The sequence below is a fragment of the Bacillus sp. RIT 809 genome (genome assembly GCF_016892495.1).
GTDB classification, from domain to species: domain Bacteria; phylum Bacillota; class Bacilli; order Bacillales; family Bacillaceae_G; genus Bacillus_A; species Bacillus_A cereus_U.
The window spans coordinates 1-509 of record NZ_JAFEMR010000070.1; the positions used below are offsets into that span (position 1 = coordinate 1).

Here is a 509-nt window from a genome sequence, read left to right on the forward strand (position 1 = left end):
CCTACACTAATCCACCAGTGACGACCATCAAAGGTAACTCTTGGATTTGATGGTTTTTTGTTTCTTGGTAGTTGTTGGCTTGTTTTCACTTCTCCAATGGACTGAATATCAACTACTTTCTTTCCTATAATCAGTCTTTCATAATTGGCATAAAATCCTTGGATTAAATCTTTTTTGGATTTATAAGAAGTGTGATAACCATTTTTGTACTTTTCGAACGAATTTTTCCTCGCCTTGTCAAAATCTTTTGAAGCCTGTTTGGGAACTTGTGCATTGATGTCTTTTAACCACTCATATCTCTTTCGCTTCTTGATCTTTGTAAATCGTTTCTGTAAAGCTAACTGTGAAACAGATTTTCCAAATAGCTTATAGTATCTATCACTCATTCTTTTACAATAGTTATAAGCGAATCTTGCAGCACCAGCATGGTTTCTAAGCACTTTTTCTTGTTCAGGCGTTGGAATCAGTCTGACTTTCTTCGCCAATATCATCAGAATTTAACTCCTTTA

The 509-nt window shown here is 35.0% G+C and carries 1 protein-coding gene; it reads right to left on the reverse strand.

Translation table 11 applies throughout. The features are described from left to right. Positions 1-491 (reverse strand): helix-turn-helix domain-containing protein (locus JTF23_RS27435; RefSeq protein WP_204210290.1); only part of this gene is annotated, 491 nt, incomplete at its 3' end. Positions 492-509: the final 18 nt, after the last annotated feature.